We start from the raw sequence: 23,262 nt of genomic DNA, 5'->3' as shown, positions 1-23,262 counted from the left end.
AAGGGTGAGTCACATCGGTCCCAGGATTCCTACAAGCTCGCTTTGATGATTTCAGTGCCGTTAACCAGGGAGCGAATTTTGCCAAAGGCCAATGCCCTTGGCAGGAACCACATACCACAGTCGGAAGAGGGGTGGAGCCGTTCAACAGGAACAATCTCCAGAGCATCGCTGATCCGACGGGCGATGTGCTCTGGCGTTTCAACGTCTTTGCGAGCAAGATCTAGCAGCCCCAGCACAACATGCTTTTGGCCGCAATAGCGCAACAGGGCAGGATCGTGTTTGGGTTGCTCGTATTCCAGGCTTATCGCTGTGGTTGGGCACTCGGAGAGAATTTCAAGGACTTCAGGATAAGTCGGGCTTTTGGTTTTCTCCTGGTGGACTAGCGCATAACCATAGCAAACGTGCGTCGTCACAGGAACAGAAATCCCTTCAACGAGCACCTCCAAAGCTTTCTTTCCATACTTCCGAGCTGTGGTCAGGCGAGCATGAAAATGAGGCTCGTCTACTTGAAGGAGGTCCGCTCCAGCGGCTTGCAAGGCTTTCATTTCCAGGTTGAGAGCTCGCGCAAGCTCAAGCAACAACGTTTCTTCATCGTTATAGAAATGATCGCTTACTTGATTTGCGAGCGTTAATGGCCCCACGACCGTAACCTTCACCGGTCGCATGGTGTGAAGTTTCGCAAAATGAAGCTCATCGACGGTGACTGAACCAGTCCACTTGATTTCTGAAATTACCCGAGGCTTGAGCTGGGAATATGAAAGGTATTCCTCGATCTCGGGCAAAGCAGAACGCTTTGACGAGATTTCAATTGACGAAGCTGCTTTGAGCACAGGTGTTGTGGTGTCGATTCCACCTAACGAAGTGAGGAAGTGTCGGTCGTAAGCAGCACGTTGTGCTTCCCCGTCGGTGATTAAATCCAATCCAGCTTTCTCTTGCTCGTATATTGACAGCAGTGCCGCATCACGCTTGGCCTCCGCCAGCACATCTCGCTCAGGACGCCACCAGCTACCGTCCAAAGCCCGCATTCGCTGATGACGGGCTAACCAGTGCGGTTTTGTGTAGCTGCCCACGATTTGCGTCGTCAGGGGATTTAGCGACATCTATTCCAAGCCTCTGTTAAACGGGCATACGACATGCAGAGTTTTCTGCTTGGGCGTTCGGGGCCGCGGAGTAGCTCTGCGAACTATGAGGACTACAAGAACGGGCTTCGCTACACTCGGATGACACACATCTGATAATTCGATGCCGCGCCCCATATTATGCGATGACGGTGCGCAGGAGATGAGTCTAATCCGAAGACGAAGAACATCTTCGGTGCGGCGCACGCCTTCTTGGGGAACGCGGCGAACCTGGACATCCACGCCGCTTGCGACCCCGTCCGCACCAGACATTCCGCGTCATGAATTCAGGGGAGCAGGTCTTTTACGTCCTTCGACATTGCCGTGAGCGTTTTGTCGACATCCGTTTGTCTGATGGCAACATCGCGAAGATGGTTGCGAAGCACTTCGGCAATCCGCACCGCGTTGTCGCCAGGGAACGTGCTCCAGCTGGTCACCAGTGGTACCGCTTCGATGGCGGCACGTTGGTTTGATTTTTCGCGATAAAACGCGCCTAGATAAGCTGGGTCATGGATGGCGATCACATTGACCGGCGTAGCGCTGGTCATCTTCGCCAACAAAGTCTGCATTGACGGGCTGACCAGGAATTTCATGTATTCCCAAGCGATCTTCTGCTTTTGCGGATCGCTGGTTAGCATCATCATGGCGCGTCCGCCAATGGGAATTCGCCCCTTCTCGGAAAGTATGGGCCATCGCATGGTTTGTATTTCGAAACGTCCTTTGGCTCCCTCCTCGAACGGTCCGAGTTCAGTGTTCGCCTGGGTGATGATGCCGATTTGACCGGCTGTGAACGCCTGGAATGCCTGGTTCTGGGTCATGTCGACCATACCGGTCTGGCCGAAGCGGCGGATTATATCGAGTGCACGGCGACCTTCTGGTCCGTCAAAGCTGATCGCGCGGTCGTCCTGGCTCATCAGTCGGCCACCCTGACTGGTGATCAATGCCTGGAACGTCCAATTGCCGCTGGTGTTATAATCGAAGAAGCCGCCGATAATCCTGTCGCCCAAGCCGTGGATCTTGCCTGCAAGAGCGAGAATGCCGTCCCAGTCATTTGGAAGATGCTCAGGATCTCCGCCCGCGCGCCTCACCAAATCGTTGTTAAAGAAGAGGGTCGGCGTAGCACTCTCGAACGGGAGCGCGTACACTTGGTCTGCTATTTTGCCGACATCCATTGAAGCAGCGGTCAGTCCCAGGGAATTCCAGTCCTTTTCGCCGTCAATGAAGCCATTCAAAGGAACTGCCATGTTGCGGCGCACCAAAATGGCGATTTGATCGTAACTCTGCAGCGAGACATCCTGGATTTCACCGGTGACCCTCAGTCGAAGCGTGCGCGCCAAATGTTCGCCATGAGTCGCGACCGGAGCCATGTAAACTACGCTCACGCCGGGGTGATCCTGCTCGAAACGCCGACCGGCCTCTTCAAGAAATGACTTGTAGGCGCTGTTCGAAAACGAGACCGTCAGGACGTTGGGATTCCTCGCTGCAGCCGGGATCGAGGTCAGGCCAGGACCGACGGCCAGGCTGGAAATGAACACGCTGGACATAACCAGCCAAGGTGCGATTGAGATTTTCATTTGCTTGATTACCTCTCGACTTGATCGCGGCGCCTGTGACCGATGCGGCGTCAGTTTCACAGATCGTGCGGTTTCCTGGCGAGCGATCTCCTTCACCAGGCTCTCACGGTGCGGGGCAAGGCGCGGCATCGCGATTTCTCCCTCGCGACCTGATTATGCCCTCGACAACATGCCTTGAGTTTTCTGAAGGCGATGATTTGAGGAACATGCCAAAGGACGGGCAAGACAGCGGGAAATGAGAACGTTCGAGCGCTACGGGTCCCGTAGGGATCAATTGAGGCGACCGACAGAGCAGGCACGCGCTCATCGGACGATCTCCCGGATCGGCCTGACTGATGCGCGGCCGGATTCCACTTGCCGGCGCAGACGCTGCCCGTCACGGGTAAACAGGAGCACGCGGTCCGGTCGAACGCCGACATGTAAGGTCTGGCCGGAGGCGATATGAGGTGCCCGTTCGGCCAATAGCCGTGCAATCAGCGGATGTTCGACTCCTGCCAGATCAAGATGGACGAAGAGATCAGACCCCATATGCTCGATCATGCGCACCGAACCGGTCAATGCGCCCTGTTCTCTGTGGTCGGCGAGATGAAAGGTCTCCGGGCGAATACCGAGGGTCAGAGGCGTGCCGGGCAGTGCATCGGCCTCGATAGCCAGCGTCGATCCGGCGACATCGATCAGCCCGCGTTCGTGCACGACGCCGTCGAGCATGTTGATCTTGGGCGAACCGATGAACTCTGCAACGCGTCGGTCGTCGGGATCGGCGTAAATATCCTGCGGCGAAGCAACCTGCAACAACTCGCCATCGTGCATCACCGCCACCCGATCCGATAGCGTCATGGCCTCAGCCTGATCATGGGTAACATAGACGAAGGTGCCCCCGAGCCGCTGGTGCAGTTCCTTGATCTCGGCGCGCATCTGTACGCGCAGCGTGGCGTCGAGGTTCGACAACGGCTCGTCCATCAGAAAAACCGTCGGATGCCGCACCATCGCCCGGCCAACCGCCACGCGCTGACGCTGGCCTCCGGAGAGCTGCCCTGGTTTGCGCGACAACAAGTGGCCGATGCCGAGGGACTTGGCTGTACGGGTGACTTCTAGCTCGATCTCGGCAGAGATCCCCGCGGATCCTGGGAGGAGACCGCCGAGAACGGGAAGTCTCTGCAAGGCAGAGAGCCGGCGCATCCGCAAAGGCAAGCCTATGTTCGATGCGACGGTCATATGCGGATATAGTGCGTAGGACTGGAACACCATGGCCACGTCACGCTGCTTCGGGCGCAATCCGTCCACGAGACGATCGCTGATCGCAACGCTACCTGCGGTCTGCACTTCAAGCCCAGCGAGGATGCGCAACAACGTTGACTTCCCGCAACCTGAAGGTCCAAGCAGCGTCAGGAATTCGCCATCTGCAATCGACAGAGAGACACCATTGAGCACAGTAGCTGGACCGAATGACTTATGGATGTTTGTGAGGACAATCCCGCTCATTCGACGGACTCCAGATTCTCGTAAGCGACCGCCTCGAAAGAGAATCTCGTTCGACAAACCGAGGCGGGAGTGATCGCACGGCGCAAAACAATGGTCAGTGCTCTATCCTGTCGCGCGACGCGACCATCGATCAATGTACCGGCAATCCGACGAGGGCGAACACTACGCGCCGTGAATCCAGCCCGCAGAAATCTGCAACGATTTAACTCAAAGCTATGATTTGGGATTGTCATACCCCTTTTCCCGGGACGGAGCTCGTTTGTTGCGGCGACGGATCGATAGGCAGGCACGACCCAGATGATCACGCGTCAGCGCGATATCGTGGGGACGCAACAATCCGGTGACGGGTATCGAGTAATACGATGGACCATCGTGATTTGCCGATGGATTGCCGTAACAATTTGGCCGCAGACCAACGCTCTTCGGCGTATCGCGACCTCGTCAGAGACCGTCTCTTCGGTCGTAACGAAGGAAGCGCCAAAGCGATGCAACGGACGGGGAAGACAGGAGAAAGATAAGAGAGTCGAGTTGATCCTACGGCAAGTTGAGACAAGTCTCAAAGCTCGGCCCAGCCCCTGGAAACGACAAGGCTTGAGGCACCATCCGCTGCAAAATTGCCTGCCGATCATCTCCGCGTTCGCCATATTCGAAGATCGCTACATCGTCGTCGTTCTGCGCAAGTTCGATGGCTTTGCGGCGCCGCAAATTCCGGCGCCGATCGCCACAACTTTCTGAGGCAATCCGGCTTGCTTACTCATCGACTGCATTGCAGTCGGCCCTCACTGCCACCAGCATAATTTCGACGAGGGTATCGCCGACAAGTTGCGCGCCTACGCAGGTCCGCTGGGGCCAATGGCGTGAATCGGCGCCGATCCAGGTGCACCAGGCTTCGTCAAATGACGTCTTGTGGCCAAGATCTGATAGGTAGACCGTGGCGGACACTATTCGTTCCTTGTTGCTGCCCAGTGTTTCCAATAGATGATCAAGCTTTGCGAAGATGTCGGCGGCTTGCTCCGAAATGCTCGGGGGTTTTCGATCCGGGATAGTGGCCACCCAGACGAGGTTGCCATACGCCGTTCCCGCGTTCCTGCCGGTTGCCTTTCCACGAAGCCGTTTGATTCCGGATGTATGCTCAGACACGTTAGACCTCCTTCGTATACTTATCTCACCATCATTGTCGATGTCGGCCATCAGATCGAGATCACGACCTCGACGGTATTGCCAGGTCGTGACCAGAATCAGATTCCGGCCATTCCGCTTTCAACATAGCTGGTGTTGCCTACCACCACGCGACGAAGAACCTGCTTATAACTGCCGAGTCGCGCTTCAAAGATTTCTCCACGGATATCTTCTGGGCGCGATTTTGGCTGCAGAATCTCACCAAGTACCCGCCCACCAATCGACGTCGGCGCGTCAATCCCGAGCAGATGGAGGATCGTCGGCGCGACATCGCAAATTCCCGATGGCAAGGAAGACGCGGATCCGGTGTTCGGAAAAGCTGATCCTGCGACGATTCCGATCACCGCAAGTTCCTTCGGATGTAACCCGCCGTGAAGGCCGAGGCCTGGTCCGCGATCATTGTCGTAGAACGTGCAGCCTACGAGACCGAACGGATCGATCGTGTCGTCAGCGCGGAAGGAAAAGGCGATGTCCGGCGCACGAACATGGTCAGCGAAGACGAGGCGATTCGAGAGGCTCCCAGGGGCGATGCCGTTGATCGCGTCCTTTGCCCGCGTGAATACATTCCCGCACCATACCTCGGATGTAATAGCTGCGACCAACCGGGCAATCTTCGCCTCAGTCGGATCGGCGAGATAGAGGGCGCCGACTTGACCGGGCACGACCGTCACATCCACATCCGGTGCTGGCGCGACGCCGGCGCTGAAGCCTGCGATGCGTACGGTATCGGCAACCGACGCGCGAGTATGGCCGGTGATGTGACCATGGTCAGAGGTTGCGAATATCTGTACGCCCTCTCCCCTTCCCTCCGCCTCCCACCAGTCGAGTACGCGGCCAAACTGTCGGTCGCAATGGGCAATGATTGAGCGCGTCGCCTCCGCGCCTGTGCCGTGGAAATGCGAGGTAACGTCCGGCTCGCCATAGGAAAGGATCGTGACATCAGGCCTGTATCGCGGCCAAACGACGTCGAGGAAGGCGGAGGAAATCCAGTCCTGTCCGACCCGATCAGGCTCCGTATTTGGCGGCGCCGGGCTCAGTGGGCCGATTTGCGCCTCGATGGCAGCTAGCGCATCGTCCGGCGTGCATGCCTCGCGAAAATGACCGGACAACCGAACGTGGCCAAAGTCTTCTGCCTTGTGGTGGAAGAGCCGGGTTGTGCCAGGAGTGTTGGTGGCGAGCACGGCGAGGCTGCGGCCGGCCGTCGCCAGGATCTCCCCGAGGGACGGCGCTGAATAGAGCCGCCCTCCGCTTTCGAGGTCGAGTTGACGCAACAGCACCGAGTCGGAGGTGTCAATGTAACGCGACGGATTGATAGAGCGGTCGACGTATTTGTTGCCCACCATTCCATGTCGATCCGTGGTTGCGCCGGTGACGAGGCTCGGAAATGCCGAGCGCGTCTCGCTCGGATAGACCGTGCGATGGTTCGCGAGCGTTACCCCGGCGGCCTTCAATCGGCAGAGGTTGGGTGTCAGCGCGGGACCGACGAGGTCGGGGCGCAGTCCATCGAAGCTGACGATAAGGAAGCGGACAGGCATCGGTCTTGCTCTCTTCGAGCTTTCGGACGGTTATGGCTGATCTAGCCGGCAGCGATTGGCCGCAACCGGCCGAGAAGAGAGAAGCGTCGCGGCGAATAAGGTGCGAGTTCGAAAGGTGGTGGACGGTTTTCGATGATATCAGCGACCGCGCGAGCGGTGTTAGGCGACGATGCGACTCCAATGTGCCCATGACCGAACGCATGTATTACGTTTGAAAGCCGGCTGGCCCGGCCAATGACCGGCAGATAGTCAGGTGTTGATGGTCGCGCACCCATCCAGAAACGGATTCGGTCGGGATTGCGAGTAAGCCTGTAGGCCCCAATGGTGAATTGCTTGAGAACTTCTGCGCGCCGCCAGTCGGCGGGCTCATCGAGATGGGAGAATTCGACGTGTCCGGTAATCCTTAGGCCGAAGCGCGATGGCGTGTTGGCCATCGGACCATCCATCAGCAGCAGACGGTTGCGTGGTAGCGGATCCATGTCCGAGATCTCAACGTGGTAGCCCCGCTCGGCTTCGAGACTGACCCGATCCCCCGCCGCCGCCGCCAGCGTCTTGGAGTGGACACCGGCCGAGATCACCACATCATCGCAGACTACATCGCCATCATCAGTTACGACCGCCGTGACGCGACCGCCCTCCGAGCGGAACCCGAGCGCCCGTGCTTGCTTGAGCTCGACACCGAGGCTTCGGGCACGGCGCACAAGCGCGGCAACATAAAGGCCAGGCTTGACGCAATTGTAGCCGTCGAGAACAACGCCGAACGTATAGCGCGGATCAAGTGCCGGTTCGCGAAGGCGGATCTGCTCGGCATTGAGTTCGGTCCAGGTGCAGCCTGTCAGGCGCCGCAGGTGCCAGGTCATCCCCATCCCCTCGGCCTCAAAATCGGCACGGCTGCGATAGACCTGGAGCTGGCCTTTGCGTTCGATTAAGTCCGAAACGCCGGCCTCGGCTGCTAACTCATCGTGGCGCAGATGACAATCGGCGACGAGGGGATGAAGCGCCCAGGCGGTTTTCTCAACCCTTCGCGCCGAAAGGCCGGCAAGGAGAAACCGGATGAGCCAAGGGGCGAGCCGCGGCAGATGACACCAGCGGATGGTAAGCGGACCGACCGGATCGAGGAGATAGCCCGGAAGCTTGCGCCAAAGCCCCGGTAGCGAAAGCGGGACCACCAAGCTTGGGCTGAGCCAGCCGCCGTTGCCGTAACTTGCTGCGTGCTCGCCACCGGGTTCGCCGGGCTCGATGATGGTAACCCTGTGGCCCCGACGTGCCAGTTCGAGCCCGGTGACGGCACCGACAATTCCCGCGCCAATGACGACGATGTGCTTGGTGTTTGACATGTTTCGCTTATGATGATCGATAGGCACGTTTGTCGCCGTCATGTCCCGTGGCCAGCGCGCGCTTGTTCCTGGCCCACGGTGAAAGAGGCAGTCAGCTGTTCAGCTTTACTGCTTCGCGAGCCAAAGCTTCGATCTCTGTCCAATGCTCGGCTTTGATGGTGTCGGCCGGCGCGACCCAGTTCCCGCCGACACAAACAACGCGGGCCGCCGAAAAGTACTCCCGTGCATTTGCAGGCGTGATCCCTCCGGAAGGACAGAATGATATCCGCGGTAGCGCCGCGCTGATTGATCTGAGTGCGGCAACACCACCGGAAGCTTCCGCCGGAAAGAATTTCAGCGTGTCGTAGCCCTTCTCCAGCAACGTCATTGCCTCGCTGGTCGTGGAAGCACCCGGAAGAAGCGGCAGTTGCTCAGCCTCGCACGCCGCGATCAACTGGTCCGTCGCGCCAGGGGACACGCCGAAGACTGCCCCCGCGGCTTTGGCCGACTGTACATCCCGAGGGGTTACCAATGTACCAGCCCCGATCGAGCAACCAGGGATGTCGACCATTGCTCGGATGACGTCGAGAGCAGCCGGCGTACGAAGGGTTACTTCGATTGCGACCAGCCCCCCCGCGACTAGAGCTTCGGCCAGCGGTCGAGCATGTCTCACATCTTCGACCACAAGCGCAGGAATAACTGGGGCCAAGGCACAGATTTCGTGCATCCGCGAGGATTTGAATTGCATTTCGGACCTTTGTCGAAGTTCGTGAGTTTGGCTGCTACAGGGGCTCGCACCGTCTGCGTCGTGGCATTCAGCGCCTCTTCGGACCTGTCTACGGCGGGGCAACAGGCAACGCGTTCAGTAAATTGCGCCGGATGATCCCATTGCTGAAGATTTTCATGCCAGACAATTTCAGAGCCTCTTCACTTGACTGCTCCACCCGTGAGTCCCTCGACGAACCATTTCTGTGCAACGATAAATGCGATGATGAGGGGTAGGACGACGAGTGTTGCCGCGGCCATGAGTGGGCCGTAGTCATTGCCGGCCTCTTCATTCCTGAAGGCCATGATGCCGAGCGGGGGCGGCATCATGTTCTCGGAGCGCACTGCGATCAGCGGCCAGAAGAGGTCGTTCCAGTGGCTGACTACGGAAAAGATCGAGAAAGCGATGATGGCCGGAAGCGCCATCGGCACCATGATCCTCCAGACGATCGCCAATTCCGAAAGGCCGTCGAGACGAGCAGCATGGACCACATCATCGGGAATGGTCTTGAAGAACTGACGAAACAGAAAGATGCCGAATGGCGAGACTACGTATGGAAAGACAAGCGCCGCATACGTGTCGAGGATACCGATCTGATAACCCAGGATGAAGAGCGGCAGCGAGAGTACCTGGTACGGCAGGAGCAGGCTGATAAGCACCATTCCGAAAAGCAGGTCGCGGCCGTGAAACCTCAGCTTGGCCAGAGCATACGCACAGGGCGCGCAGACGATGATCTGTAGCGCCAGGACGAGAGCACAGACGATCAGGCCGTTGCCCATGTAGCGCAGCAACGGTGCTTTGGTGAGTGCCTTCGTGTAGTTCTCGACACCGTAAAACTGCGCGGGCCAGAAGGAGAAGCTGGCCCGAAAGATCTCACCCGGAGCCTTGATCGATAGCGACAGCATCCACACGAACGGAACGAGAGTGAGCGCGCCGGTCACGAGCAGCACGGCATGGCGAAGAATCGCGGCCGCTGGCGACAAGCAATTGCTGGAGCTGGTTGGGTTCATTGGTAGTGCACCTTGTTGTCCATGACGCGCACCTGCACGAGTGTGAGCGTCATGACAATGGCGAGAAACACGACGGCAACGGCGGCACCATATCCGGCGCGCAAGTACTCGAAGCTCTCACGATAAAGCGTATAGAGCAGCACTTCGGAAGCATGGCCGGGGCCGCCCCGAGTCAAGATCTGGATCGTATCGAATGCCTGGAAAGCGCGAAGAGCCACCACAATCACGACAAACATGGAGACGGGCCCGAGCATCGGGAGGGTGACGATGCGCAGCCGGTCGAACCAGAAGTCGGCACCATCTACATTGGCAGCATCATAGAGATCCTGCGGGATGCTCTTGAGACCGGCGAGGAACAACACCATGGCATAACCGAGGTTTTGCCAAACACCGATGACAGCCAGCACCGGCAGAGCCGTATACTCGTCGCGCAGCCAGTTGGCGGTAGGCAGGCCGATGGCGGAGAGAATCTGGTTGACGAGGCCGATCGTGGGATGCAGCAACGCCTCCCAAGCGATGGCCATGGCCGTGAGCGTCGCCATGAATGGCAGAAAGTGGATGGCGCGGTAAAACGAGCGGCAGGACTTTCCACATTCGATCAGAAGCGCAATCAGAAGGCCGAGTACGACGGTGGCCGGCACGACGATCAGAACATACAGCACAGTGTCGATGAGCGAGGCTCTGAAGCCAGCGTCAGCAAAGATCGCGCGAAAGTTGGCAAGCCCGACGAAGGAAAGCGTTCCCGCGCCGAATTGCCAGTCCGTGAGCGCGATGACGAATACGCTAATCACCGGCAGGAGAAACAGGACCAGCAAAAAGAATACCGCCGGCCCGGCCAGGGTCCAAGCTGCCAGCGCTTCTGTCAACGTACGCGTGCGCCCTGATAAGATCGCGGAAGATGTTCGAAGGCCGGCGATCCGGGACGCTTTGTTGGAGACGGCGGAAGGAGCAGGGGGCTCACTCATCGGGCGATCTCCCGCATCGGCATGTTCGTTGCGTGATCGGATTCTGCTTCCCGCCGGAAGCGCCGCTGAACCGGATGGCGCGTGCATTGCTCGGCCGGCCGCACTCGGCGCAGCCCGCCGTGTCGGCCCGGTTTGCAAAGTTCAGGCGGCACTTTCTTCGGAGAGCGTCGATGAATACGAATGCCATAACCGTCACTTCCCAATCATCATGTAGGCGTTTCGGAGCACGGTACCGGGATCGCATATCCCGTTTGGGCGTGTTCTGACGCGCAAGACGTTAGAAAGCCGAATTGCTACAGTCGGATGACCATCATCGAATAATCCGATAGGGACGTGCGTATATGCGATCATGTTTCCCGCATGGGGACAGATTTCGGAAACAAGAGCTCTTTAGTGAATGCCGTTGCGCCGTTGATTGGCGCTCTCGAACGTGACGCGGGTTGGCAACAATCTCAGAGTCGTCCCGAGCTCAGCTACCGACGATTCTAATGACGCTTATCTAATGATGCTTACAACAAGCCTATCGCAGGCGATGGCGGCCGTACTTGTCTGACCGGTGGAGGTCACCGCGCTGGGCCAAAGTCGGCGGAAGCAGTATCGCAATTGTCGTATACGTCATACAAGAATGCGATTAGCCGATTGGAGAGCCCGTTTGCGAATGAGTAGAAGCCGCTCGCAAACCTTCCATTGAACCTCGCAGGTGCTCCATTTTGTCTCTCATTGCAGAACGGCTCAGAGCTATCCGTCCATCTGAAACCAAGGCCATGACCGCGCGAGCCGCTGAGCTGCGCGATCAGGGCGCCGACGTGATCACGCTCAGTGCGGGCGAACCGGATTTCAACACGCCGTCCGCTGTCTGTGAGGCCGGCATCCGGGCAATCCGCGACGGGCGGACGAAATACACCCCGGTCTCCGGAATCAAGCAGCTGCGCGAGGCGATCCGAAAGAGCTTCGAACGCGATCACGGTCTCGACTACGGGATCGACCAGATCACTGTCGCCTGCGGCGCCAAGCAGGTCGTCTTCAACGCGCTCTTCGCCAGCCTCGACGCAGGTGACGAGGTAGTAATCCCGACGCCGTGCTGGGTCTCCTATCCCGACATGGTGGCGCTCGCCGGCGGCAAGCCGGTTCTCGTCGCCTGCGATGAATCCCGTGGCTTCAAGTTGCGCCCGGAGGCGTTGGAAGCAGCGGTCACGTCTCGCACCAAGTGGCTGATGCTGAATTCGCCCTGCAATCCGACTGGAGCGGTTTACAGCCGAAGCGAGCTTCTGGCGATCGCCGCGGTGCTCCGCCGCCATGCGCATGTCTACGTGCTGTCCGACGATATCTATGAAAAACTCACCTACAACGCCGACTTCGCCACGATTGCCGCAATCGAGCCTGACCTTTACCACCGCACGCTGACGGTCAACGGTGTATCCAAAGCCGACGCAATGACCGGTTGGCGCGTCGGCTATGGCGCGGGGCCGTTGTCGCTGATCAAGGCCATGAACTTGATCCAGAGCCAGACTTCTTCGCACACCAGCTCGATATCGCAATATGCCGCTATCGAGGCGCTCGCCGGCGGCAGGAAGCATATCGAGCAATTCGCGAGCGCTTTTCTGCGGCGCCGCGATCTCGTTGTCGCCAGGCTGAACCAGGCCGATGGACTCTCATGCCGGATGCCGGACGGTGCTTTCTACGCTTTCCCCTCCTGTGCAGGTGTTATCGGCAAGCGCACGCCGAATGGTACAATCATCGAAACCGACACGGATTTTGCGATGTATCTGCTCGACCATTTTGCCGTAGCAGTCGTGCCCGGCAGCGGCTTCATGGCGTCGCCCTATATTCGCATTTCCTATGCCTCCTCGCTCGAGGACCTCAGTCGCGCCTGCGACCGCATCATCGCCGCCTGCGCGGTCCTCACCTGAAAGATATCCCGATGTCCCCTGCCAAACAGCTCCGCGCCCGCATGGCCGACACCGGCCTCGTCCACATCATGGCCGCCCATAGCCCGCTTTCGGCGATCCTCGCGGAAGAAGCCGGTTTCGATGGCTTGTGGGCCTCCGGGTTCGAATTGTCGGCACTTTACGGCGTTGCGGACATGAGCATGATCTCAATGACACAGCATCTCGACATGTTGCGGGCGATCGCCGGACGCACGACGCTGCCGATCGTTGCCGATATCGATACCGGCTATGGGAATGCCATCAATGTCATCCATGCGATCAGGGAATACGAGCGAGCCGGTACCAGTGCCGTCGTCATCGAAGACAAGACCTTTCCGAAGGTAACAAGCCTTGTTGCCGGCGGACGCCAGCAATTGCTGCGCATTGAAGAGTTCCAGGGCAAGATTGCGGCGGCCGTCGCCACACGGCAGGATCCGGATTTCCTCGTCATCGCTCGTACCGAAGCTCTGATCGCGGGCCTTGGAGAAGCCGAGGCCCTGCATCGGGCGAGCGCCTACGTGGACGCCGGAGCCGACATGATCCTGATCCATTCGAAAGAGAAGGATCCCCTGGAGATCGAAAGCTTTTCGCGCGCCTGGAACAAATTGGTGCCATTGGTGATCGTGCCGAACGCTTACCCGGATCTGGACGCCGAACGCGTCAAGGCACTCGGTAATATTCGCATGATGATCTACGGCAACTACGGTGTCCGCGCTGCTGCAACTGCCATGCAGGAGACCTTCCGTCGGATAATCGCCGACGGCGGCGTCCAGAATGTGCACAAGGACATTCTGCCAGTTGAGGAGGTTTTCAGGCTTCAGAGGATGGACGAGATTAAGGCAGCTGAAGCTCGCTTCCTGCGCTGAAGGTGTTCGGCGCGCCGCCGCGAAGGTCCTCGTCCTCCAGCCGGCAGTAGATGACCATGGCGGGAAGTGCTAAGATGAGCGTGCCATCGGCACGCTGATAGTGCCTGCACGTGGGCTCGCAGCCTCTAGAGCCAAAAGGCTTCCGACGAGCATATCGGAGACCTTCCTCGGACATCTAAAACAGGTAGCGACCTGCTCAGGGGGGCCGCCCCGGCTTTACCAATTTTTTCCGAGCGATCCTTTCTCTTACTTTTGATTGAAAGGATCTCACCAATTTCGCTGCGCGCGCAGGAGGATGCTCACCGCGCTCTGGTCCTTCAGCTCATACGTAGCACCCGGCTTGGCGATACCGGACTGGGGCGGTAGCCTCACAGTACTTCCGCCCGCGTACTTTTGATCGAGCATTGTGTAACCCAGCTCGGCCGTAAACGCGAGGTTCTTCATCGGTGACCAGATTGTGCGTGTACCAACAACCGCGTAGTTGAAGTCGGGATTGCAACCGGCCCCCCCGCTCGAAAGCGCCAGGCCTGCGACGAATGCACCGCAGATGTAGCCCTTGGCTGCGCTGTTATACCGGGTAGCACCCCACCCTCCAAACAGACTAGTCGTCCAGTATGGATCCCAGTTGTGGTTGTACCCAGCGTTGACGCCATAGGTCGTGGTCAGCTCCTGGACGGCACCGGCGAAGATGGAGTCAGACACACCGCCGATTCCGAGACTTTGGTAAGCCCCCGCCACGCCCGTACTACCGTACATCGCGTAAGTCGTCGACATATAGCTGTTGAAGGCATAGCGACTTGCACCGTGAGCATACACCCCAGTCACATTGATCGTGTCACCCGGACCAGTCGGGATGTTCTTGATCGACAGTGCCAACTGTCCAGCCCAGCCCCACTTGTCATCCGGATGACCGGTCAACTCGGTGGCGCCGTAATACGCGGCATGGTTGTCATGTGCAGCGACTGAGCTCTGAAAGAGACCCCAGGCCTGGTCAACACGAAGCATAGCAACGAGATCTGGAGCTCGCGCACCCCCGATGTCGCTGGCACCGTACGCACCGGTCGCTAGACCTGTGGGAGTCGCGACGCTCACGTTCCAGATATTTGTGGTGTATCTGGCGACCTGATCCTGGGCCGAAAAGGAAGCTGTGATGCCCTGACCGAAGTCGGCTGTATACGTGAACTGATTCACGGCGTCCCCGCCGCCGCTGCCCGGCAGCTCGAAGAAGATGTTCGCCGGATACTCGAGCCAAGGCGTATTAAATTGCGACTGCGCCTGACCGAAGGTGAAACCCGCGAACTGGATGAACGCGTAGTTCAGGAGGAATGAACCGCCTGCGACGGGATCACCGGAGTACGTCGTGGCGCCGCCGTTGAGGCCAACGCCAGCAGCGGCGTAGCCCCCCGTAGTCCACTGTAGAAGCACGTCGAAATACGTCCGGACTACCCCGTACTCAGTCGCCGTGCGGGTATCGATGTTAAGCCTTCACGAGAACGGGCGGCGTAATAGTTGCCGAGACGGTTGTTGGCGCCGGTCACGCCGTTCACGCGACCTGGCAAGAGGTTTGTCTCAGCGCGCAGATACCCACCCAGTTTAATGCAGGTATCGGTCCCCGGAATGTAGTAGAATCCGGCACCATACAGCGAGCAACCTTTCACGTACTCAACTGCCTTGGCCTTCAAGGGAAGGTCAGCCGCCTGTGCCCCTCCTAACGCGATCAAGCTTGCCGCTGAAGTTAGTATAGCTCGTTTGATCGTTCCATGTGCGTCACAGCTGATGTTTGCGACTCTCATTTGTCACCCTATTCTTCCCGAATTCGCGCGGCCGACGCAGTATCGTCGGAAGACAATCATCCGGTGACAAACATCAAATAATGCGATGAGATATTCTGATTTGGTGATGGATCTCTGCGAGAACCGCGCACCATCCAATCTATTGCTTGGTTGGAAGATTATACTGTGCCACTAATCGCGAGCAGACGCGTCGCGGCCAAGACCCGAATAAGGACGAACTTGAACCGCGTCCAAACTGTGGGTGAACGCGGTCACGGCGCGCTTAAGATCATCTGCCGTTCACCTGCTTCGGATCAAAGTTTCCAACTCGCGAAGACCCTCGTCGGCTTCAAGTGTGTTCCTCGCTCTGCCGTAACACACCATGAGCTCGCCGCAGCAAGCGGCCGTCCTATGGTCTCGACGCGTGAATTCGCTGCGGTGAACAAACGCGTCGAATTTTGCATTTCCTGGCGGCCCCCATCAAACATCCAATATGGCGGACTGCGGCAACTCTGTGCCAATTTATGGCGATGTGCAGTTGTCATCTCGGTCAACTACCAACGTTAGTAATTGATCCAGGTCATCGCAGATGCGACCTCTCAGTCCATGAATGTCAAGCTGCTCAAGCGCACCTGCAAGGAGTTCGGCAGGCGACATCAACCGCGGTCCGTTCTCGCCGAGGGGCAAGATCGTTTCGCTAACTCCTCGTCAGCAGAAATGCCGCACGCCGAGATCTGCTCCATCGGCAAGCTCTCCTTCCTCATGGACGCGCACGATGAAGCGTGCGGCACGATCGCCGAGCATGACGTCTTAAAGGATTGCCGGGTCTCGATGATTTCGATTGGCTTTCCTGTCGGCTACGCTCGCGCCCACAACTCTTCACCGGGCCAACTTGTCAGCAAGGTTAAACGCATCGAGGCCAGGTGCCTTCTATGAGCTCGTCTGGTGGCGATCGGCGTCCCTTGCCAATTTTAGTGAGGTCTCGGTCGGGGACCTGCCTCGCGTGCGGCATTGATCTATGCGGCAGCGTTCAATCGGAAAAAAGCGTTGCCGACATGAAGGTCGCCGGCCTCGATGGGCTGCTCGTTGGCTACGAGCTTGCGCGAGCGGAGGAGCGAAGTATGCCAAAGCAGATCGCGTTGCGGCCGGCCACTTCGGAGCACCTTCATATCATGGGTGCAGCCATTCACTGATTTTGAGACGTTCGCATTCTTGACTGTCCACGCTGAAGCCGGCTGTTTACTGCTTACCGCTAAGAGGCTCTCAAATCTGCAGCGAGTACGCGCTCCGATCCGACGACATGTTTGTGTGAGCAACGGCAATATCCCCCGCCGCCAGCCCCACTTTGCGCTCCGCGAGGGGAAATGGCTGGTCAAGCGATGGCACTGTTCGATCAGCACATGCTTCAGGGCGGCAACCCGCCACGGTGACGAGCCGTCAGGGACAGCATCGGACGTTTAGACGATTTCCCGCGCTGTTCGAGGCTGGCGATTGTCTAACGTGGTAGAATTTGTTTTCCCTGATCGCATGGAGGCGACGATTGGCTTGTCGAAGCGAAAGCGAAGGAGAATGCGTTGAGTGTCCTTGAACCCACGAATTTCGGCAATGATAAGCTAACCGCGACCTCCACCGATTGGGTCTATAGACGTATCGGTGTCGAACCGATCATCAATTGTACAGGCACTCGGACGAACTATGGTGGCAGCAACCCCAGCTCAAACGTCATGGATGCAATGTTGGCCGCTTCACGACATTTTGTTGATCTCGATGAACTTGCCGAAGGGGCAGGTGCCCATATCGCCAAGCTAACGGGCGCGCAGTGGGGGATGGTATCTGCAGGTAGTACGGCCGCTCTTGCGCTGGCGACGGCTGCCTGCATTGCAGGAAATGACCCCGAGGCGATGCTACGCTTGCCTGAGACAGGCGGGCTATCCTCCGACGTCATCGTCATCAAATCACACAGATTTCCATATGATAGTGCTATCCGCCACATGGGAGGAACGATCGTCGAAGTTGCAGACCAGCGCGAGCTAGCAAATGCACTATCGAATAGTCCCGCGATGATAAGCGTTCTCGGAAGGGCAGAGGCCACTGGATTTATCGGACTGGAGTCTCTTCGCGGACAAGCTCCGAATATTCCCATAATTGTCGACGCGGCGAGCCTGGCTCCTACAAGTCCGGACGTATGGCTCGCACGGGGCGCCGACCTCGTTATCTACTCTGGCGGCAAATGCATTCGAGGCCCCCAATCCACCGGTTTTCTCATTGGACGGGAAGATCTGTGCCGCGCGGCTTGGCTAAACGGGCCCCCTCATCATGCCATCGGCCGAGGAATGAAAGTCGGAAAAGAGGCGATTATCGGCGCACTTACCGCCCTAGAAGACTGGCTATCAAACGGATCACGTGACACAGACAAGTATGATTCGATTCTTGAGGTACTCGTCGAGCAGTTGCACGATGTTCCTATAATCCCCCGGATCGACAAATACAATGGAGCGATCGCTCCCAGACTTTTCCTGTCGTGGAGCAGTGAAATAGAGGTAACGGGAGAACGCATTTGCCAATTTGCGTTTGATAGGCATCGCGTGAAGTTGCAAGACTTCTGGGCAACGGACTCGTCGTTGTTGATTGACCCGTTTAACATTCAATCAACGGCTGAAGCCAAGACAGTAGGTCTTGCTATTGCAGAAGCCTTTCGGATGGCATCACCGGTTGCTAACAGCCAAAGGGTCCCGGAGGCTCATGTCAATTTATCCGGGAGATGGCAAGCAAACCTAAGGTTTTTGTCCGTGCAAGCACTACATTCCTTCGAACTAACACAGCTACCCGACGGCGCAATCGAAGGACTTCATCACGGCCGATTTAGATCCTCGCCAGTCTTCGGACGTATATTGGGCGGAGATGTCTTTCTTTCCTCGAGAATGCAGGCTGATCCAACGAATATATATTTTCAGTTTCATGGATTCATTGAAGGTAGTTCGCTTGTGGGAACAGTTTCAACCGGTGCCGCTCCCCACGAGTTTGCAGGTCCCAGCTTCTGCACTCAATTTGGGACGGGCACCTGGACAGCTTTTCGCATTTGATGCCGCCCATTTCGACGAATGCGATGACCCGCACCCAGCTACACCACGCCACGGGACGCGATCCGCTATCCTGAGGCCATCAGGTTAGCGGCTTGGTTATTTAGGTCGCGTGCCACCGACTGAGACAAGTGTGATCGCGCCAAGCAAACTCAAAACGCGCATAACGATTTCTCTGGACAAAGCCGCTGATAGCAATCGAAGTTGGGCGTCATACTGTACGAAATGTACCGATTAAGCCAATTTTGCGCGCGAAACAACCTTGATAAGCAGCAATCCGGCTGTACGCATCGAGTAATGTGATTAAACATCCATGGTTTCGAGATGCGACCGGAGCAGAAGATGGCCGCCGAACACGATGAAGTCCCGCTCAATGCAATCCGGGCATTTGTAACCATTGCGCGAGAAGGAAGCGTAACGCGTGCAGCCAGCGCATTGGGAATAACGCAGAGCTCGGTCAGTCGTTACCTGGCTGTGCTCCAGGATTATTTCGGCGCAGACCTCGTGGAACGGCGGGGTCGGCGGAGCGAATTGACGCAATTCGGAAGACTTTTCGCCAACACTGTCGCCGAACCGCTTGATACGATCTGCTTCACCGCCAGGAGAATGCAGCGACGGCACCGATCAGACCCCAACCGGATTGTGGTCCGCACGTCGCTTTCTACCTTTGCTTACTCCTTTCTGATTCCGAATCTCGAGGCTTTCTCTGCTGAGATGGATGGCGTGGTCGTAGACGTGATCTGTTCATTGTCTCCACCGACATCATCTGACAATTTCGACATCTTGATTACGCGCGATCTTTCGGTCATTGAACCGGCCGACGATTGGGAAATCCACAATGAGACACTCGTATGCGTGGGGTCTCCAAATCACGTAGCGGGCAAAACGCTCTCGATTGCGCGTTCAATTCCACTTCTGAACATCACATCGCGGCCCGACATAATGCCCACGTGGCTGAGGGCGATGAACCTGACCGCAAGAGATATATGCTCGGGGGCACGATACGATCACAATTACCTTGCCCTGCCGGCCGTCATGACCGGAAAATGCCTCCTGGTTGCGCCTGAAATCATTGTCGGTGATCTCGTGCGCGCGGGAGCACTGCACGTGATACCAGGATCCCGCGCGCCAAGCGGTATGCAATATCGGGCCTATGCGGTCGATCGCAGTGACAATCCCGAAATCGCACGCGCCTTCTGCCGCTGGGTCGCTCGGCTCTGTAAAAAGGCAGCAATTGCGGAAGCCGCCTAACATCGCATCAGGCGATACCACAAATCATATGAATAGACACGGACACCGCAGCTCAACGTGGCCGAAGCTGATCGTTCGAGCGGCGAATGGTCCAATCCTGCCGGCCTCTTTACTTTACATTGTTCGATAGCCCTTCCGCGGTCGCGAAAATCGAACCGAAGTAATGCCCAAAGGAAACCGCGCGCAATGATGCCCTCACGAGCTTACCTGGGAGGCGGCATTGTCGGGGCCGCGGCTGCAACGAACCGATCAGCCAAGAGCTTAGGACTTATCGGACTTGCCTTTGCGCTTGTGACGGAGCAATGCGCGATAACCGCCACGGATGAGACGCAGCCCCTTCTTGACCAGGCGAATGATCCGGCTGCGAACATCGCTTGTTTTCCATCCTCGATCGGGAATGCGACGCGCGCCGAACAGGCCTGCCGCGATTTCGCGATAGCTGTTTCCTTCCACCCATCCATCTGCGGCACGCAGAGCAAGGATGAGCCGATGCTTGGTCTGAATCGGCAGTACACGTGGGGACGGCCCGAGCGGGCGCTGTTCGAGCGCTCGCCAAAAGCGCTGTGCCGCCTGCGAGCGAATGTCGAAATCGCGGTCGAGCGGGAGATCGATGACAATCACTGAGCGTCTCGATGGCAGTTCTCTCAGCCAAAGGCGGTGCTTCGCGCCTCCGAGCGGCACGATGGCATGCCATCCATCTGGCGCCCGACGAAGCTCGCTGCCCGTTAGTTTGCCGAGATCCAAGTTGTACCGTCTGGTCGACCTCAAACCGATAACAGGGTGGACGGGCAGCACGGTCGACAGCGCCTCGGGCGCCCAGAAAATGGCCTGTTTGTCGAACGCCGTTCGCGGATCTGGGGCGAAACGAAAGCCCCCACTTCCTTCGGAAGCGGTCCGTCGTCGCGTCGGATCGTTGGCTGCTGGTCAGGACCTCATAATCTCTTTCATACTCGACGTCGCGACGTAGACATTCCCAGGCAATGTCCTCCGCTTCTACCGTCTTGGCGTCAGGATACGCTTGCTTTGATCTCCAGTCAGCGGCTGCCATCGTACTGTTCTTCCCCGCACGTTCATGCAAGGAAATTGCAGCCCCACGATTGTGACGATTTCTGGTTGTACTAATGCAATTGTTCAATATTGATCTGATCCGACGATGGAACGATCAATTTTTGCGATTAGAGCTCGATAGAAATCACGTCCGCTTCAAGTGCGTCGCCTATTCACTCTTCGGCCAACCGCGTCGCAGGAGATGACGATAGCCGTGACGCGCCATCCATTTGGCGCGAGCCAAATGAGTGTCGAAAGCACCGCGCGCGCGATCCGGCTCAAGGACCGGATCAACACCAAGCACAATGCGCGCGACTTCGCGCCAATCTGCATTATCCGCCTGTGCATCGAGAAGGCGCAGGTAGGTAACGACGTGCTGCTCATCGTATGGCGTAAGCTCAGGCGCGCTGGGCGCCACATCTGCGATCTTATGATCGGCCGACACTGCCTGGAACTCCTAGCAAACTGAAAAACTCTATAGAAATCTGAGCGACGGTAGCCCGCTTCGAGGCATCTTGGTACCGGATTGATTGCCCTACTCTACAAAATGTTCCTCGCAGAAACATCGATTGAAGGCGGCCATCGGATATCTGGGGCCTCGTTCCGTCGCTTGTCTCGATTTCGCTCGCCCTGACCTCGCCGGTGTTGATTTGACGTGTCCATATCGCTTGGAGCGCGATGAGCAGATTTGCGTCCTGCAAGCCCTTGCTCACTCGTTGCCCAAGTAGAAATCGACGCGTGTGGTTTGGCTGCTGGCGCACCTGTTGCCTCCACTCGCTGGCCGATGATGGTTGCTCGGTTTGGTCGGCTGGCGAGAACATTGTTCTCGATTTCGAACTCCACGTGAGAAAATTTGCCGTCTGGTCGCACTTCCGCGAACAAGGCCGCGGTAATCCCGGTTAGCCATCCATTTTGCGGCCGCCAAATGGATGACGAACGGTTCGTGAGCGCGCACTGGCCGAGATCTGGATCGATATGCAGCACGGTTCGATCAACCTCTTTCCAGTCGGCGTCGGCGGCTTCCGGCTCGAGAAGCCGCCAGCAGGTCACCAGACGCCGCGCGCCACGGGGCAACAGCACTGAACTATCCGAACGAGGATCAGCGACGGTTCAGTGGTGGGGGCCGGACGATTCTTATGCGCGCGCAGCAGAGCGACGCAGTTCCGGTTCACAACGAGCGTGAGACGTCATTTTGTCAAGTATATCGAGGTGCAGTATATCGAGCAAGCGGCATCCTTTCCCGCATGGACCTGCGGGAAACATTCGCCACCAATTTGCGCCGTCTGCGCAATGCGAGGGGATGGTCGCAGGACGAGCTTGCCTTCGAGGCAAAGATAAGCCGGGGCTATTTGAGCGAGCTTGAAACGGCCGAGCACTTCGTCAGCATCAAAATCATAGGTCGCCTTGCCGACAAGCTCGACGTTGAGCCTGCTGAGTTCCTTAAACGCCCTGCCAAAAGGCGTTAGCTAGACGCGTCTCAATATTCGGTCATGCTCTCAATCCATTCTTCTGGCTACCGTAGCCGTGGAATGCTGGTCCGGGAGGTCATTTCCGCTGGATGACTTGGCGCATGTGCAGCAGACGGACGCAGTTCCGGTTCAAAATGTGCATGAGACGACGTTTTGTGAAGTATATCGAGGTGCAGTATGTCGGGCAAACGGCTTTCTGTCCCGCATGGATTTGCGGGAGACATTTGCCACTAATTTGCGCCGTCTGCGCAATAAGAGGAGATGGTCCCAGGACGAACTTGCGTTCGAGGCCGAGATCAGCCGGAGCTATTTGAGTAAGCTGGAAAAGGGCACGTACTACGTCAGCATCAAAATCATTGGTCGCCTTGCCGACAAGCTCGACGTTGAGCCTGCCGAGTTTCTGAAACGGCCAGCAAAGAACGCCGCCAGGTAGGCACATCGCGACACGGGTCTGCTTGCATTTCATTTCTTCTCATGTCTTCGGGTAACCCTTGAATGCCGGCCTCTAGCTCTAGTGTTCCGTCCCGTAAGTTCGTAGCATAATTATTGCAGGGGTTTCGGGTATCCTGATCGAAGGAGATACCCGATGCGCACCGGACGGCCGAAGGCAACACTGACGATTTCCAGCGACGAACGCACGCAGCTCACGGCCATCACACGGTCGCGCTCGCTCCCTGCGGCGCTGACGCTGCGGTCAAAGATCGTGCTGGCCTGCGAACGTGAGCCGAGCAACGCCGTCGTGGCGACGCGGCTTGGTGTCGGGCCCCATACGGTCAGCAAATGGCGCAATCAACAAGCTGGATCCTGCCCAGCCGCAAGCAATCACATGAAACGGCACCGGGGCCTGGCTGATCTTCTCGCAATCACGGCAGCTGAACTTCTCCCGGACGTGCTGGATCACCCG

At 57.7% G+C, this 23,262-nt stretch carries 20 protein-coding genes and 3 pseudogenes; 9 read left to right on the top strand and 14 right to left on the bottom strand.

All coding sequences use genetic code 11. The features are described from left to right. Positions 1-29 precede the first annotated feature (29 nt). The 3 genes from AKN84_RS46275 to AKN84_RS32490 form a co-directional block, all read right to left on the bottom strand. Positions 30-1,070 (bottom strand): uroporphyrinogen decarboxylase/cobalamine-independent methonine synthase family protein, encoded by a 1,041-nt coding sequence (locus tag AKN84_RS46275; RefSeq protein ID WP_157863362.1) that lies wholly within the window; start codon positions 1,068-1,070, stop codon positions 30-32. A gap of 335 nt (positions 1,071-1,405) precedes the next feature. Further along, positions 1,406-2,821, bottom strand: a complete 1,416-nt coding sequence (locus AKN84_RS32495; RefSeq protein ID WP_128971335.1) for an extracellular solute-binding protein — start codon at positions 2,819-2,821, stop codon at positions 1,406-1,408. A gap of 174 nt (positions 2,822-2,995) precedes the next feature. After that, a complete protein-coding gene (locus AKN84_RS32490; protein ID WP_050424553.1) occupies positions 2,996-4,174 on the bottom strand; it encodes an ABC transporter ATP-binding protein in 1,179 nt (392 codons plus the stop codon). A 297-nt stretch (positions 4,175-4,471) separates the two neighbouring features. On the opposite strand from AKN84_RS32490, the gene AKN84_RS46270 reads away from it, so the two are divergent. Beyond that, a complete protein-coding gene (locus tag AKN84_RS46270; protein WP_128971334.1) occupies positions 4,472-4,909 on the top strand; it encodes a hypothetical protein in 438 nt (145 codons plus the stop codon). A 15-nt stretch (positions 4,910-4,924) separates the two neighbouring features. Here AKN84_RS46270 and AKN84_RS32485 read toward each other — a convergent pair whose 3' ends face one another. From AKN84_RS32485 to AKN84_RS32460, 6 genes are all read right to left on the bottom strand, one after another. Further along, positions 4,925-5,314: a Rid family hydrolase gene (locus AKN84_RS32485; RefSeq protein ID WP_157863361.1), complete on the bottom strand. Its 390-nt coding sequence runs from the start codon at positions 5,312-5,314 to the stop codon at positions 4,925-4,927. A gap of 98 nt (positions 5,315-5,412) precedes the next feature. After that, entirely contained in the window at positions 5,413-6,888 is a 1,476-nt protein-coding gene (locus AKN84_RS32480; protein WP_050424551.1) for an alkaline phosphatase family protein, read from the bottom strand. Between the two features lie 41 nt (positions 6,889-6,929). After that, entirely contained in the window at positions 6,930-8,225 is a 1,296-nt protein-coding gene (locus AKN84_RS32475) for an NAD(P)/FAD-dependent oxidoreductase (RefSeq protein ID WP_050424550.1), read from the bottom strand. A gap of 91 nt (positions 8,226-8,316) precedes the next feature. Then, positions 8,317-8,952 (bottom strand): bifunctional 4-hydroxy-2-oxoglutarate aldolase/2-dehydro-3-deoxy-phosphogluconate aldolase, encoded by a 636-nt coding sequence (eda, locus tag AKN84_RS32470; protein ID WP_050424549.1) that lies wholly within the window; start codon positions 8,950-8,952, stop codon positions 8,317-8,319. A 179-nt stretch (positions 8,953-9,131) separates the two neighbouring features. Further along, the gene (locus AKN84_RS32465) at positions 9,132-9,980 is read right to left on the bottom strand and encodes a carbohydrate ABC transporter permease (protein WP_050424548.1); all 849 of its coding nucleotides are present in this window, start codon (positions 9,978-9,980) and stop codon (positions 9,132-9,134) included. Further along, on the bottom strand, positions 9,977-10,945 hold the full coding sequence (locus tag AKN84_RS32460; RefSeq protein ID WP_128971333.1) for a carbohydrate ABC transporter permease: 969 nt from the start codon (positions 10,943-10,945) through the stop codon (positions 9,977-9,979). The genes AKN84_RS32465 and AKN84_RS32460 overlap by 4 nt, the downstream gene beginning before the upstream one ends. A 764-nt stretch (positions 10,946-11,709) precedes the next feature. On the opposite strand from AKN84_RS32460, the gene AKN84_RS32455 reads away from it, so the two are divergent. Both AKN84_RS32455 and AKN84_RS32450 read left to right on the top strand, forming a co-directional pair. After that, a complete protein-coding gene (locus tag AKN84_RS32455) occupies positions 11,710-12,855 on the top strand; it encodes a pyridoxal phosphate-dependent aminotransferase (RefSeq protein ID WP_128971332.1) in 1,146 nt (381 codons plus the stop codon). Between the two features lie 11 nt (positions 12,856-12,866). Beyond that, entirely contained in the window at positions 12,867-13,739 is an 873-nt protein-coding gene (locus AKN84_RS32450; RefSeq protein ID WP_050424546.1) for an isocitrate lyase/phosphoenolpyruvate mutase family protein, read from the top strand. A gap of 267 nt (positions 13,740-14,006) precedes the next feature. Here the strand turns inward: AKN84_RS32450 and AKN84_RS32445 are convergent. Beyond that, positions 14,007-15,532: pseudogene (locus tag AKN84_RS32445) on the bottom strand (porin). Positions 15,533-16,117: 585 nt separating this feature from the next. On the opposite strand from AKN84_RS32445, the gene AKN84_RS32440 reads away from it, so the two are divergent. The 3 genes from AKN84_RS32440 to AKN84_RS32435 all read left to right on the top strand — a co-directional run bounded on the left by AKN84_RS32440 (position 16,118) and on the right by AKN84_RS32435 (position 19,842). Continuing rightward, entirely contained in the window at positions 16,118-16,447 is a 330-nt protein-coding gene (locus AKN84_RS32440; RefSeq protein ID WP_128971331.1) for a hypothetical protein, read from the top strand. A gap of 638 nt (positions 16,448-17,085) precedes the next feature. Continuing rightward, the gene (locus AKN84_RS46265; protein ID WP_128971330.1) at positions 17,086-18,594 is read left to right on the top strand and encodes a hypothetical protein; all 1,509 of its coding nucleotides are present in this window, start codon (positions 17,086-17,088) and stop codon (positions 18,592-18,594) included. A gap of 339 nt (positions 18,595-18,933) precedes the next feature. Continuing rightward, positions 18,934-19,842, top strand: coding sequence for a LysR family transcriptional regulator (locus AKN84_RS32435; RefSeq protein WP_050424576.1), 909 nt, complete (start codon positions 18,934-18,936; stop codon positions 19,840-19,842). A 261-nt stretch (positions 19,843-20,103) separates the two neighbouring features. Here AKN84_RS32435 and AKN84_RS32430 read toward each other — a convergent pair whose 3' ends face one another. The 4 genes and pseudogenes from AKN84_RS32430 to AKN84_RS46250 form a co-directional block, all read right to left on the bottom strand. Continuing rightward, a complete protein-coding gene (locus AKN84_RS32430) occupies positions 20,104-20,463 on the bottom strand; it encodes a DUF2285 domain-containing protein (RefSeq protein ID WP_244485630.1) in 360 nt (119 codons plus the stop codon). Between the two features lie 298 nt (positions 20,464-20,761). Further along, a pseudogene (locus AKN84_RS49435) lies at positions 20,762-20,890 on the bottom strand (transcriptional regulator domain-containing protein); the annotation flags it as partial. Positions 20,891-21,058: 168 nt separating this feature from the next. After that, positions 21,059-21,334, bottom strand: a complete 276-nt coding sequence (locus AKN84_RS46255; RefSeq protein WP_128971329.1) for a DNA -binding domain-containing protein — start codon at positions 21,332-21,334, stop codon at positions 21,059-21,061. Positions 21,335-21,429: 95 nt separating this feature from the next. Next, entirely contained in the window at positions 21,430-21,969 is a 540-nt protein-coding gene (locus AKN84_RS46250) for a hypothetical protein (protein ID WP_128971328.1), read from the bottom strand. 56 nt (positions 21,970-22,025) lie between these two features. Between AKN84_RS46250 and AKN84_RS32420 the strand changes: the two genes are divergently transcribed. From AKN84_RS32420 to AKN84_RS47850, 3 genes and pseudogenes are all read left to right on the top strand, one after another. After that, positions 22,026-22,355 (top strand): helix-turn-helix domain-containing protein, encoded by a 330-nt coding sequence (locus AKN84_RS32420; RefSeq protein ID WP_347337373.1) that lies wholly within the window; start codon positions 22,026-22,028, stop codon positions 22,353-22,355. Positions 22,356-22,563: 208 nt separating this feature from the next. Continuing rightward, complete coding sequence (locus tag AKN84_RS32415; protein WP_050424541.1) at positions 22,564-22,791, top strand: helix-turn-helix domain-containing protein; 228 nt, start codon at positions 22,564-22,566, stop codon at positions 22,789-22,791. Positions 22,792-22,944: 153 nt separating this feature from the next. Then, positions 22,945-23,262, top strand: a pseudogene (locus AKN84_RS47850) (hypothetical protein); the annotation flags it as partial.

Origin of the sequence: Bradyrhizobium tropiciagri, assembly GCF_001189845.1 — a bacterium.
Lineage (GTDB): Bacteria > Pseudomonadota > Alphaproteobacteria > Rhizobiales > Xanthobacteraceae > Bradyrhizobium > Bradyrhizobium tropiciagri.
Note: the sequence above shows the minus strand (reverse complement) of the source record. Positions and strands in the feature narration are given on the sequence as shown.